The 12,500-nt window shown below is 72.5% G+C and carries 12 protein-coding genes; 5 read left to right on the top strand and 7 right to left on the bottom strand.

The features are described 5' to 3' along the window. Window positions 1–31: 31 nt before the first annotated feature. Together BKA18_RS21710 and BKA18_RS21705 are read right to left on the bottom strand one after the other, a co-directional pair. Window positions 32–1,315: a glycosyltransferase 87 family protein gene (locus BKA18_RS21710; protein WP_366047644.1), complete on the bottom strand. Its 1,284-nt coding sequence runs from the start codon at window positions 1,313–1,315 to the stop codon at window positions 32–34. A 236-nt stretch (window positions 1,316–1,551) separates the two neighbouring features. Beyond that, on the bottom strand, window positions 1,552–1,761 hold the full coding sequence (locus BKA18_RS21705) for a hypothetical protein (protein ID WP_040898647.1): 210 nt from the start codon (window positions 1,759–1,761) through the stop codon (window positions 1,552–1,554). Between the two features lie 372 nt (window positions 1,762–2,133). On the opposite strand from BKA18_RS21705, the gene BKA18_RS21700 reads away from it, so the two are divergent. After that, window positions 2,134–4,254, top strand: coding sequence for a HelD family protein (locus tag BKA18_RS21700; protein ID WP_429638499.1), 2,121 nt, complete (start codon window positions 2,134–2,136; stop codon window positions 4,252–4,254). Window positions 4,255–4,294: 40 nt separating this feature from the next. Here BKA18_RS21700 and BKA18_RS21695 read toward each other — a convergent pair whose 3' ends face one another. After that, complete coding sequence (locus BKA18_RS21695) at window positions 4,295–5,323, bottom strand: hypothetical protein (RefSeq protein WP_366047643.1); 1,029 nt, start codon at window positions 5,321–5,323, stop codon at window positions 4,295–4,297. Window positions 5,324–5,488: 165 nt separating this feature from the next. Further along, window positions 5,489–6,199 (bottom strand): copper homeostasis protein CutC, encoded by a 711-nt coding sequence (locus BKA18_RS21690; RefSeq protein ID WP_366047642.1) that lies wholly within the window; start codon window positions 6,197–6,199, stop codon window positions 5,489–5,491. A gap of 327 nt (window positions 6,200–6,526) precedes the next feature. Here BKA18_RS21690 and BKA18_RS21685 point away from each other — a divergent pair, with 327 nt between their 5' ends. Together BKA18_RS21685 and BKA18_RS21680 are read left to right on the top strand one after the other, a co-directional pair. Further along, window positions 6,527–7,210 (top strand): HD domain-containing protein, encoded by a 684-nt coding sequence (locus tag BKA18_RS21685; RefSeq protein ID WP_366047641.1) that lies wholly within the window; start codon window positions 6,527–6,529, stop codon window positions 7,208–7,210. 227 nt (window positions 7,211–7,437) lie between these two features. Next, window positions 7,438–8,733 carry a Cmx/CmrA family chloramphenicol efflux MFS transporter gene (locus BKA18_RS21680; protein ID WP_366047640.1) on the top strand — a complete coding sequence of 432 codons (1,296 nt, stop codon included), beginning with the start codon at window positions 7,438–7,440 and terminating at the stop codon, window positions 8,731–8,733. Window positions 8,734–8,828: 95 nt separating this feature from the next. Here BKA18_RS21680 and BKA18_RS21675 read toward each other — a convergent pair whose 3' ends face one another. The 3 genes from BKA18_RS21675 to BKA18_RS21665 all read right to left on the bottom strand — a co-directional run bounded on the left by BKA18_RS21675 (window position 8,829) and on the right by BKA18_RS21665 (window position 10,249). After that, window positions 8,829–9,371: a pyridoxamine 5'-phosphate oxidase family protein gene (locus tag BKA18_RS21675; RefSeq protein WP_366047639.1), complete on the bottom strand. Its 543-nt coding sequence runs from the start codon at window positions 9,369–9,371 to the stop codon at window positions 8,829–8,831. 188 nt (window positions 9,372–9,559) lie between these two features. Continuing rightward, on the bottom strand, window positions 9,560–9,835 hold the full coding sequence (locus BKA18_RS21670) for a DUF4031 domain-containing protein (RefSeq protein ID WP_366047638.1): 276 nt from the start codon (window positions 9,833–9,835) through the stop codon (window positions 9,560–9,562). Between the two features lie 51 nt (window positions 9,836–9,886). Further along, window positions 9,887–10,249, bottom strand: a complete 363-nt coding sequence (locus BKA18_RS21665) for a hypothetical protein (protein WP_006603849.1) — start codon at window positions 10,247–10,249, stop codon at window positions 9,887–9,889. Between the two features lie 129 nt (window positions 10,250–10,378). Between BKA18_RS21665 and BKA18_RS21660 the strand changes: the two genes are divergently transcribed. Both BKA18_RS21660 and murQ read left to right on the top strand, forming a co-directional pair. Continuing rightward, window positions 10,379–11,326, top strand: a complete 948-nt coding sequence (locus BKA18_RS21660) for a MurR/RpiR family transcriptional regulator (RefSeq protein WP_429638498.1) — start codon at window positions 10,379–10,381, stop codon at window positions 11,324–11,326. A 200-nt stretch (window positions 11,327–11,526) separates the two neighbouring features. After that, the gene (gene murQ, locus BKA18_RS21655) at window positions 11,527–12,465 is read left to right on the top strand and encodes an N-acetylmuramic acid 6-phosphate etherase (RefSeq protein WP_006603851.1); all 939 of its coding nucleotides are present in this window, start codon (window positions 11,527–11,529) and stop codon (window positions 12,463–12,465) included. Window positions 12,466–12,500 lie beyond the last annotated feature (35 nt).

Below are 12,500 nucleotides of genomic sequence, written 5' to 3'. Positions count from 1 at the left end.
GGCGGCCCGGCGGCAGCGCGCCGGGCCGGGCTCACCCCGCCGGGGAGCGGTCGGACAGTTCCTGCGCGGCGCGCGGCGCGGGGAGGCGGCCGCCGTGCAGGGCGGCGGGGACGCCGGCCGCGCGGCGCGTCCACCAGACCACTGCCGCCAGCAGGGCCAGCCCGAGCACCGGGTACGGGGCCGCGAACGGCTGCTGCCACCAGGGCAGATGGAGATCCAGGTCGCCGGTGTGCGGAGTGATCCACATCGTGCGGGCGGCGAAGACGAGGGTGACGGCGGCCAGCAGCGCTCTGCGCCACGGTATGCGCCGGGTGTGCGCGGCGAGCGTGATGAGCAGCGGCACGCACCAGACCCAGTGGTGGGACCAGCTGATCGGCGAGACCAGCAGCGCCGTGACGGCCGTACACAGCACACCCCAGTGGTCCAGGCCGCGCCGCACATACACCCGGCGGGCGGCGAAGAGCCCGGCCGCGGCGGTCAGCAGTGCGGGCACCGCCCACAGGAGACCGGGGTCGGGGTCGTGCAGCACCCGTGCGATCAGGCCCTGGAGGGACTGGTTGTCGACGATCCATGCCTTGCCGACCCGGCCGGTCTCGAACACCCGGCGGGTCCAGTACTCGACGCTGGCATCGGGCAGGGCCAGCCACCCCAGCAGCACCGAGCACAGGAACCCGGCGAGGGTGGTGCAGGCGGCCTTCACCCGGCCGGTGACCAGGAGGTAGACGGCGAAGAGCGCGGGGGTGAGTTTGATGCCGGCCGCGATGCCGGTGGCGAACCCCTTGAGGCGGGCGCCGTCGGGACGCGAGAGGTCCCACAGGACCAGGCAGGCCAGTGCGAGGTTGACCTGACCGAAGACGAAGGTCTGGAAGACCGGCTCCAGCCAGAGGCCGAGGGCGATGACGGCGAGCAGGAAGGGCGCGCTGTACGCGGCCTTGTGCAGGCCGGCGGTCTTGGCGGAGAGATGGCCGAGCAGTGCGAGGAGGGCCGCGTTGACCAGCACGCCGAAGATCTTGAGGACGCCGAGCGAGAGCCAGGTGGTCGGTATGAACAGCACGGCGGCGAACGGCGGGTAGGTGGCCGGAAGGTCCCACTTGCTGACCGTGAAGCCGTAGAGGTCACCACCGGCCGCGGCAGCCTCGCCCTCGGCGCGGTAGACGACTATGTCGGACATCGGCATCTGCTGGACCTGGTACAACGCCCAGAATCCGGCGACCGACACCATGAGCAATGCCGCTGCGAGCAGCAGGCGGCGGGGGCGGGCGATGCTCTGTGCCCAGGTCCGTCTCCACGTCCCCGATCCGTCGGCGGCAGACACCCGTTGACCCCTCCCCGTTGCGCTGAGCGCGCGCTCGCCGCGACGCTAGTGGATCGAGGCCGACCGGCCGCAACGGTTTCCGGTCATTTGGATGTCGACACGGGTCGGCCGCTCAGTGGTGAGCGCACACCTCGCATGCCGGTGGGGTGCACCGGTCTCCCGTCCGCGATCGTGCGCGGTTTGGCCGGTGGAGAGCGGAATGATGACGCGCTCGGCACCTTGCGGCGGCCGCGGGGTCAATCGTCGACGTACTCACCCATGACGACGACGCCGAAGGCGGCCGTGGCGAAGACCTTGATCGCACGGAGGGCGTTGCCCACGACATGGCGGTGCGGAGGGACGGACGCCGCACCGTGCCCGGGGTCGTCGCCGAGGGCCGTGGCACCCTTGACCGGGTGCACGGAGGCGGGGTGGACAGAGGCTGGGGGAATCGCTGCGCTGCTCATGCCTCCATGATGAAATTCACGCGATTGCAGCACATCGGTCCATAGGCCCATCCCTTGTAGGCCGGAAGTCAGACTCCAGGCCCATCCGGCCCCCTACGGGAGATCTACCCGCCGTAAGGGCCACTCGTCCCCGGCTCTGCCGCCATGGGCCCCGATTTAATCCGTTGGCGCCGTCCTGAGCCGCCCACTACACTCGCGCGTCTGCCTGCCTCCCGCCGAGGAGTGCCGCCGCCCGGTCGGAAACCGGCCGGCTCTTCGCTTCACGCCGCTGACCCGCGCACCGCAGGACCTGCGCTACGCACCGCCACCGGCCCGCCGCGCCCGTGCACCCCGGCGCGCGCCCGCCGACGTATCGCCACCGGAGGCAACGCCGTGCCCTCGCACGCCCACCGTCCCGCACCACAACCGCCGCGCGCCGAGCGCCCCGACCCGGCGTCCGAGGACCCGCTCCCGCGCGACCCCCTCCAGCGCGAGAGGGCCCACCTCGCCGCCTCGCGCTCCGCGCTGCGGGCCATGCGCGCGGACGCCGAGGCGCTGAACATCGCCGATGTGACCGCGAACTGGGTCAACGCCGAGGTGCTCCAGGGTGAGATCGACGCCCGGATCAAGTCGCTCGCCGACCTGGCCCACACCCCGCTCTTCTTCGGCCGCCTCGACTACCTCCACGCACCCGGCCTCGACGTCGCCGAGGGTGCGGCGGGAGAGAACTTCTACATCGGCCGCCGTCATGTCCACGACGCCGATGGCGACCCCATGGTCATCGACTGGCGCGCCCCCGTCTCCCAGCCGTTCTACCGGGCCTCCAAGAAGGACCCGATGGACCTCCGGCTGCGCCGCCGTTTCGGTTACACGGCGGGCGAGTTGACCGCCTACGAGGACGAGCACCTCACCGACCCGGCCGAGGCGGAGCAGACCAGCCGCCTCCTCCAGACGGAGATCGAGCGCCCGCGCGTCGGCCCCATGCGGGACATCGTCGCCACCATCCAGCCGGAACAGGACGAGATCGTGCGTGCCGGCATCGGCGGCTCGGTCTGCGTCCAGGGCGCGCCGGGCACCGGTAAGACGGCGGTCGGCCTGCACCGGGTCGCCTATCTGCTGTACGCGCACCGCGAGCGGCTGGCCCGCTCCGGCACCCTCGTCATCGGCCCGAACCGCTCGTTCCTCCACTACATCGAGCAGGTGCTGCCGGCCCTGGGCGAACTGGAGGTCAAACAGGCCACGGTCGACGACCTGGTCGGGCATGTGGAGGTGCGCGGCACGGACGAGGCGGCCGCCGCGACGGTCAAGGGCGACGCACGGATGGCCGAGGTGCTGCGCCGGGCGGTCCGCTCGCACATCACGCTGCCCCAGGAGCCGTGCGTGGTCGTGCGCGGTTCCCGGCGCTGGCGGGTGCCGGCCTACGAAATCGAGGAGATCGTCCGGGAGTTGATGGACCGCGACATCCGCTACGGCGCGGCCCGCGAGGCGCTGCCGCAGCGGATCGCGCACGCCGTACTCGTCCGCATGGAGCAGGCCGGCGAGGCCCCGGACGACCGGGTGCAGGACGCGGTGGCCCGCAACGCCGCGGTGAAGGCCACGGTCAAGGCCGTCTGGCCGCCGGTCGACCCGGCGAAGCTGGTGCTGCGGCTGCTGGGCGACGCGGAGTTCCTGGCCGCACAGGCCGAGGGGATCCTCACGCCCGAGGAGCAGAAGACGATCCTGTGGACCAAACCGGCCCGCAGCGCGAAGAGCGCCAAGTGGTCCTCCGCGGACGCGGTGTTGATCGACGAGGCCATGGACGTGGTCTCGCGCACGCACTCGCTGGGCCATGTGGTGCTGGACGAGGCGCAGGACCTCTCCCCCATGCAGTACCGCGCGGTCGGCCGCCGCTGCAGCACGGGTTCGGCGACGATCCTGGGGGACATCGCCCAGGGCACCACTCCCTGGGCGACCGACACCTGGGAGGAGGCGCTGGCCCATCTGGGCAAGCCCGGTGCGGCCGTCGAGGAGCTCACCCAGGGCTTCCGCGTGCCGCGTGAGGTCATCGCCTATGCGTCGCGGCTGCTGCCCGCCATCGCCCCCGACCTGACGGAGGCCACCTCGATCCGCGAGTCGGCGGGCGACTTCGAGATCCGCACCGTCGCTCCGGCGGAGCTGGACTCCGCCACCCTCGCGGCCTGCGACGACGCGCTGCGGAAGGAGGGCTCGATCGGCCTGATCGCCGCGCAGGCCCGTATCCCGGCGCTGCGCACGGCCCTGGAGGAGGCCGGCGTGACCTGCCTGGCACCGGGCGAGGAGACCTCGGCCGCCGCCCGGCTGACCCTGGTGCCGGCCACCCTCGCCAAGGGCCTGGAGTACGACTACGTGGTCCTGGACGAGCCGGCCGCGATCGTCGACGGCGAACCGGACGAACGGACCGGGCTGCGCCGGCTGTACGTGTGCCTGACCCGGCCGGTGTCCGGGTTGACGGTGGTGCATGCGGCGGCGCTGCCGGACCGGCTGGCGGACGGCTGAGGCCGGGACCGCCGCCGGCCGGGGGCGGGGAGACGGGGCGCTATCGTGCCGCCGGCTGGTGGAGCCAGGGCGCACTGGTGGCCCAGAACATGGCGTCGGCTCCGAGGGTCTTCGAGCCGAAGTCGGTGAACTCCTGCCGGGTGTACGGCTTCTTCGTCTTGGGGTTCTTGTACTGGAAGTCGGGTTCCTGGACGGCCATGGCCACCATGGGGAGCTGTCCCCGGTACTTCTTGAAGAAGGGGTACGAGTTCTCCATCTGCGCCTGGCGGTTCGGCAGGACGTCAGGCCCGCCCAGGCCGATTCCGTGCTTCTTGGCGAACTCGAACGTGCGGCTCATGTACTTACGGCTGTTGTTCCATTCACCGGGCCAGAAATTGACGTACTGGATGAACGGCGTCTTGGTGAAGACCTTCTTGCCGTAGGCCATGTTGTCGAGCTCGGCCTTGAAGTAGGCGTCATTGCTGTAGCCGGTGTGGTCCTTCTTGGTATCCACCTCGGTGGCGGTCTCCGGCAGGTTCACCCCGGCGAGTCGACCGTCGAACCGCTGCGACATCGCCTTCAGCAGCTGCTGGAAACGGCCCCGCACCTGCGGATTCCACTGCGCCGCGACCGCCCCGGGCTCACCGGGACCAAGGCCGTTCTCGTTCTTGGTCGGCGCCGCGCCTCCCTTGTACTCCGGGTCCTTCAGCAGATAGTCCGGGAGCCTGGTCGGCGGCGCGAAGAACCGGTCCTGGACCTGGATGAACAGCTTCTTGTGGCGGCCCTGCACATATTTCAGCGCCCGGTCGATCTCCGAGAAGTCGTACTGATTCTTCTTCCGTTCCATCGCCTTCCACGGCACCACCAGCTGCACACCGGCGACGTCCGGGCGATCGATCAGCGGCTTGACCTTGGCGTCGAAATCCCCGATGGAGGAGTACAGGTAGTTCTTCGCCGTCTTTTTGCCGGGTGCGGCGGCGGAGGCCTTGCCGGCCTCCGGAGCGGGAGCCCCGGAGGCCACGGCGGCCGCGCCCGTCAGGCCCATCGTCACGAGAATTCCGACACCGACAGCGATGCGTTTGGTCATCATGACCCCTACGTTGCGGCGCAGTTATGAGAGGGATGTAAGAAGGCCGCCGTACCCAGCTCCTTGAGCCGCCTCACCTCCCAGGCATCTTCCTCCGGCCGCCTGATGAGGCGAAAGCAACCGCCTAAGGGGACCCCGCGAGCCCGGCGTGATCCAAACGAGCAGCTCCTAGCCCATTGCGCGGTCCAGCGCCTCCCGCCACTGCGCCACCGCCGCCGCGTCCACCGGCGCGGACCAGCCGGCAGGCCGGGCGGCACCGCCGATGTGGAAGGCGTCGAGGCCGGCCGCGCGCAGCGCCGGCAGATGGCCGAGCCCGAGGCCGCCGCCGACCAGGATCTGGGGCGCGTACCCGGGCTCGCCCGCCGCCGTACGCGCCTGCTCGGCCAGCAGCGTCGGCAGCCCGTCGTCCACGCCCTGCGCGGAGCCGGCCGTCAGATAGGTGTCGAGCCCCGTGGCCCCGGCCGCCGCCAGCTCCTTGCGCAGCGCGTCCCGTTCGGCCGCCCGGTCGATGGCCCGGTGGAAGGTCCACCGGCAGCCCTCGATCACCTCGGTCAGCGCCGCCAATGCGGCGAGGTCCGGCCGCCCGTCCGGCGTCAGGAACCCGAGGACGAACTCCTCGGCGCCCTCCGCCCGGAGCGCCTCGGCCTCCTCGCACAGCGCCCCCACCGCGCCGGCCGCGAAGCCGTCCGTGGCGCGCAGCATCACCCGCAGCGGAAGGCCGACGGCCGCCCGGACCGCCGCGAAGGTGGCTCGCGGCGGGGTGAGCCCGTCGGCCGCCATGTCGGTGACCAGCTCCAGGCGGTCGGCTCCGCCGGCCTGGGCGGCGACCGCGTCCTGCGGGCCGAGCGCGATCACCTCCAGCAGCGCGCGCTTGCTCATATGACCCAATCCTTCGATGACGGCATGACGGGACGGAGCCCCCCAAGAGGTCTAGTCCAATATCCCAGGGTACGGGCCCTCCGGCCTCCCGGGGACCGGATCGCCGCCGGCACGACCGGAATCCGCCCGAACGCCGTCCGCTCCCGCCCGGAGCACCGGCCACCGGCCACCGGCCACCGGCCACCGGCCACCGACCGGACCGTCCGCCCCTACCGCCCACCGCCCGGACCGCTCGCCCCCGCCCCCTGCCACCGGGCGCACCCCGGGGCCGCATCGGGGCGCCCCGCCCCCGTTCCGGATCACCCCGCACGGGGCACAATGGCTCGCATGACTCCCGTGTCCCGTACGGCAGACACCACCGACCCGACGCCGGAGCTGCGGCAGCGCTGGACCCTCACCATCGCCGAGGCCCGCGGCCGCAAGCACCCCACGGCCCCCGACCCCGCCCCGTATGCGGACAACCTGCTGTCCCGTTGGAGCGAACCACAGCGCCGCTACCACACCGTCGAGCATCTGGCCGCGGTCCTCTACCGCATCGACGAACTGGCCGAGCACGCCGACGACCTGGCCGTCGTTCAGCTGGCGGCGTGGTTCCATGACGCGGTCTACCGCCCGGACCGCTCCGAGAACGAGGAGCGCAGCGCGGCCCTCGCCGAGCGCGCCCTGCCCGAACTCGGCGTCGGCGCGGCCCGTACGGCCGAGGTCGCCCGCCTGGTGCGGCTCACCGTCACCCATGACCCGGCGCCCGACGATCCCGACGGCGAGGTGCTGTGCGATGCCGACCTCGCCGTACTGGCCGGCTCCCCCGACCGCTACGCCGCCTACGCCGCCGCGGTCCGCGAGGAGTACTCCTTCGTCCCCGACGCCGATTTCACGGCCGGCCGCTCCGCCGTACTGGCCCAACTCCTGGCCCTGCCACGCCTGTTCCGGACCCCCCGCGGCTACGACCTCTGGGAACACACCGCCCGCCGCAACCTCGCCACGGAGCTGGACCTGCTGGGCGGCGCGTAACGGGGGTCCCGTGGGCAGCGGCGCGTAACGGGGGTCCCGTGGGCGGCGGCGCGTAACGCGGGCTCGTCAGCAGCCCGGCGCGTAACGCGGGTCCGTAGGCGATCCGGCGCGTAACCGGGTCCGTAGGGGCGGCCCGGCGCGAAACGCGGGTCCGTAGGGGCAGCCCGGCGCGAAACGCGAGCCCACCTGCGGGAATGTGCGGGGTCCTACCGTGGTTAGTAGCTGATATGCCCGCACCGCCCGACCGCACCCGCCTGCCCCTCGCCGTCTACGTCCTCGGCCTGTCCGTTTTTGCCCTCGGCACCTCCGAATTCATGCTCTCCGGCATCCTCCAGCCGCTCGCCCGCGATCTGCGCGTCTCCATTCCGCAGGCCGGGCTGCTGGTCTCCGCCTTCGCGATCGGCATGGTGGTCGGCGCACCCGTACTCGCCGCGGCCACGCTCCGGCTCCCACGCCGGACGACGCTGATCGCGCTGCTCGCCCTCTTCGGCCTGGGACAGGTGGCCGGCGCACTCGCACCGTCCTACGGCGTGCTGTTCGTCTCGCGCGTGCTGAGCGCGCTGGCCTGCGCCGGTTTCTGGGCGGTCGGCGCGGCGGTCGCGGTCTCGCTGGTGCCGGTCACCGCGCGGGCCCGGGCGATGGCCGTGATGGTCGGCGGCCTGAGCATCGCCAATATCGCGGGCGTCCCGGCCGGTGCGCTGCTCGGCGAGCACGCCGGCTGGCGCGCCGCCTTCTGGGCCGTGGCCGGTCTGGCCGCGCTCGGCCTGCTCGGAGTGATCGCGGCGGTGCCGCACACGGCCGTACCGACCGGCGAGGACCGCCCGCAGCTCCGCCGTGAGCTGGCCATCTACAAGGACACGCAGGTCTGGCTGGCGCTGTCCGCCACCGCGCTGAACGCCGCCGCGGTCTTCGCCCTCTTCTCGTACCTCTCGCCGCTGCTGACCGACACCGCGGGCCTCGCCGAGAGCTGGGTGCCGACGGTGCTGGCGCTCTTCGGGGTCGGCGCGCTGATCGGTACGTTCATCGGCGGGCGGATCGCCGACGCCCATCTCTTCGGCACGCTCTTCGGCGGTATCGCCGCCTCCGCCCTCGTACTGGCCGTGCTGGCGCTGACCGCACACAGCCCGGCCGCCGCGGTCGCGCTCTCGCTGCTGCTCGGGGTCACCGCATTCACCACGGCCCCGGCCCTCAACGCCCGGATGTTCAACGTGGCGAACGCCGCGCCGACGCTGGCCGGGGCGACCACTACTGCCGCCTTCAACATCGGCAACACCATCGGCCCCTGGCTCGGCGGGCTGACCATCGGGGCGGGCTGGGGCTATCCGTCCGTGGCCTGGACCGGCGCCGTGCTGGCGGCGGCGGCCGTCGTCCTCACCGCCTTCGCCTTCCGACTGCACCGCGCGAGGAACACCTCCCGGCTGATCGCCTCCTCGTCGGCCACCACCCACGCGGCGCAGAAGGCGCGGAGCGCGGAGGCTGTGGAGGCGACAGCTGAGGCGGCCGGGGCAGCAGACCGGCATTGAGCCACGCGGGGCGTGACCGGACGGCGCGGGGTGCCCGACCCCGGCCGGTCACGCCCCTGCCGGTCATGGAAACCGGCCGGTCATGAACCTGCCGGTCACGTCCCGCCGTCGAACCTCCATCGGGTCTGGCTGTAGGTCTCGCCCCGCCCGAATCCGAAGGCCGTGACCGGCTCGACCCGGAACACCAGGGCCCGGCCGCCCTGTCCGTGGAAGGCGCCGTCGCGGACGTCGAAGTGCCAGTCGCTGCCGTACTTCTCGACGTACAGCTCGGCCAGCCGGCGCAGCGCCGCCTCGTCCTGGAGCTGCACCGCCTCGCCCTCGACGACCACATCGAGCCCCGCATGCAGGTCGTTGCCGCCGGCGGTCGAGGTCGTCAGCACGCAGTGGGCGTTGGCCGCGAGGTTCTTGGCCTTGCGTTCGCCGGGGCCGGTGCAGAAGTGGAGCGCGTCGTCCGCCCAGACGGCGAGCAGCGGGGTGACATGGGGGCGGCCGTCGGGGCGGACGGTGGTGAGCCAGAAGATGTCCGCCTCGGTCATTCCGCCGACGGCCGCGGACCAGCCGGTCGCCGTGGCCCCCTCACTGCTGTAGTCCGGGGCGAGATCGGTGGCCGGCTCTCTGCCCGGTTCGACGGCTGGCATGGCGCTCCCCTTTCGGTACGGCACGCGCTCAGGCCCATCGTGCGCGGGCACGCCACCCTGCCGCCGCTGCGACGCGCCGCAACGGGACCGGACGGACGGGACTGCCACGCGGCGCAACGGGACCGGGCAGCAGGGGCTGCGGCGAGGTGCGGCCGGGGTGCGGGTCCCAGCCGGCCCGGGGCCGCGCCCTACTGCGGGGGCGCCGGCCGGTGCTTGGGGCGGCGCAGTCCCGCCTCCGTCAGCCGGCGCAGCAGCTCCTTGCTGCCGACCGCCACGGCTCCGGCCCGCAGCGCATCGGCGTACCGCTCCGCCGGCAGGTCGTAGTGGTCACGCTCGAACGCCCGCCGGGGCGCGCCGATACCCGCCGCGAACTCATGCAGCTCGCCGAAGGAATGGTCGCTGACCAGATGCGACCACATCCGGCCGTGCCCCGGCCACGTGGGCGGATCGATATAGATCGCCACGTCAGTTCTCCGGCCGGATCGCCGTGTCAGCCCGCCGCACCATCAGCCGCCTCAGCCCTCCAGCGGAGCGCCGAGCCGCCCGACGCGGGCCACCGCCACGGCCGTCTTGGGGCAGACCCAATGCGGATCGGGCCCCAACTCCGGTTCGACGTCGAGCGCATGGGGATCGCCCGACTCCGTGCACACGGGGCACAGCGGCCAGCGGCCGTACCGGTCCAGGAGGGCGTCCTGGACGTCCTGCGCTATCAGTCCTGCGACGAATGCCGCGCCCTCAGGCCATTGCTCCACCCACCACCGGCGATGGACGACCGCGTCCTCCACGAGCGAGACGATGTCGGCGTCGGCCACCTTGTCCGCCATCAGGTCGGCGAGCACCAGCGCCCGCGCGGCATGCAATGCCTGTTCCATCTCCATGCCCCCCATTGTCTCCCGACGGCTCGCCGGCGAGCGGAGTTGTCCACAGCCCTCGGCGGATCATGCGCGCTGTCCACAGCACTCACAGAGGGTATTGACGCCGGCGCTCGATGAAATTACTTTTCAAGAGTGAGTAGCAGCGTGAAGGAAACTTTCAAGGGCGTGCCCGTCGAGCCCCGACCGGCCCCGGCCCCACCCGCCCCCGCGGCGCTGGCCGCCAAGGTCCGCACCCTCGCCCCGACGATGACCCGCTCCATGCAGCGGGTCGCCGAGGCCGTGGCAAGCGACCCGGCCGGCTGTGCCGCCCTCACCGTCACCGGCCTCGCGGAGCGCACGGGCACCAGCGAGGCAACGGTCGTACGGACGTCCCGGCTCCTCGGCTACCCCGGCTACCGGGATCTGCGCCTCGCGCTCGCCGCGCTCGCCGCCCAGCAGGCGGCCGGCGGCGCCCCCGCGGTGACCGCCGACATAGCGGTCGACGACTCCCTCGCCGATGTCGTGACGAAGCTGGCGCAGGAAGAGCAGCAGTGCCTGGCCGACACCGCGGCGGGGCTGGACGTCACCCAGCTCGAAGCCGCCGTCACCGCGCTCGTCGGCGCCCGCCGTATCGATGTGTACGGCATCGGGGCCTCCCATCTCGTCGGCCAGGACCTCGCCCAGAAGCTGCTGCGCATCGGGCTGATCGCGCACGCGCATGCGGACCCGCATCTGGCCGTGACGAACGCCGTACAGCTGAAAACCGGTGATGTCGCCCTCGCCATCACCCACTCCGGACGGACCACCGATGTCATAGAGCCACTGCGGGTGGCCTTCGACCACGGCGCCACCACGATCGCCATCACCGGCCGTCCGGACGGCGAGATCGCCTCCTACGCCGACCACATCCTGACCACGTCCAGCGCCCGCGAGAGCGAGCTGCGGCCGGCCGCGATGTCGTCCAGGACCAGCCAGCTGCTGGTCGTGGACTGCCTGTTCATAGGCGTCGCGCAGCGTACGTACGAGACCGCGGCCCCGGCGCTCTCCGCCTCCTACGAGGCCCTCGCCCACCGCCACTCCCCCCGCAGCCCCCAGCGCTGACACCGCTCGCACCGCTGGGAGCCGGTATGCCGCCGGACGGCCCGGACGGCCGGGACGGGCACCGCGGCAGCCGCTCGCCCAGCGACGGCCGAAGCGGTCCCCCGGCCACCGTCCGCACCCCGGACGGCCGGCCGCCACGCCCCCTACCCATCCGGCCGCCACCGCCCTTACCCATCCGTCCCGGAAAGAGCCGCCACGCCATGACCTCCCCCACCGACTACGGACATCTGCGTGCCGAGCTGGACAGCCTCACCACCGAGGCCTTCCGGCCCGAACTCGCCGAGATCGACCGCCGCTCCACCCTGGACATCGCCCGCACGATGAACGCCGAGGACGCCACCGTCCCCGCTGCCGTCGCCGAGCGGCTCCCGGAAATCGCCGCCGCCATCGACGCCCTCGCCGCCCGTATGGCCCACGGCGGCCGGCTGATCTATGCGGGTGCGGGCACGGCCGGCCGCCTCGGCGTGCTGGACGCCAGCGAATGCCCGCCGACGTTCAACACCGACCCGTCCGAGGTGCTCGGGCTCATCGCCGGCGGCCCCACCGCGATGGTCACCGCCGTCGAGGGCGCCGAGGACAGCAAGGAGCTCGCGGCCGAGGACCTGACCGCGGTGAAGCTGACCGACGAGGACACCGTCGTCGGCATCTCCGCCTCCGGCCGCACCCCCTACGCCATCGGGGCCGTCGAGCATGCCCGCTCGCTGGGGGCGCTGACCATCGGCCTGTCCTGCAACGCCGGTTCGGCCCTGGCCGCGGCCGCCGAACACGGCATCGAGATCGTGGTCGGCCCCGAGCTGCTGACCGGCTCCACCCGGCTCAAGGCGGGCACCGCCCAGAAGCTGGTGCTCAACATGATCTCGACCCTCACCATGATCCGTCTGGGCAAGACTTACGGGAATCTGATGGTCGACGTCCGCGCCTCCAACGAAAAGCTGCGGGCCCGCTCGCGCCGGATCGTCGCGCTCGCCACCGGCGCCGGTGACCGGGAGATCGAGACGGCTCTGAGCAGCACGGACGGCGAGGTGAAGAACGCCATCCTCACCCTCCTCGGCGGAGTCGACGCCCCCACCGCCGCCCGTCTGCTCGACGCCGCCGACGGCCATCTCCGCGCAGCCCTCGAAGCCGCCCGGCCCCACTGAGGCCGCCCGCCCCGCAACACCCCGCCCTGCCGAAC

It is taken from the genome of Streptomyces auratus (assembly GCF_050433025.1).
In the GTDB taxonomy this organism is placed as follows: domain Bacteria; phylum Actinomycetota; class Actinomycetes; order Streptomycetales; family Streptomycetaceae; genus Streptomyces; species Streptomyces sioyaensis.
Note: the sequence above shows the minus strand (reverse complement) of the source record. Positions and strands in the feature narration are given on the sequence as shown.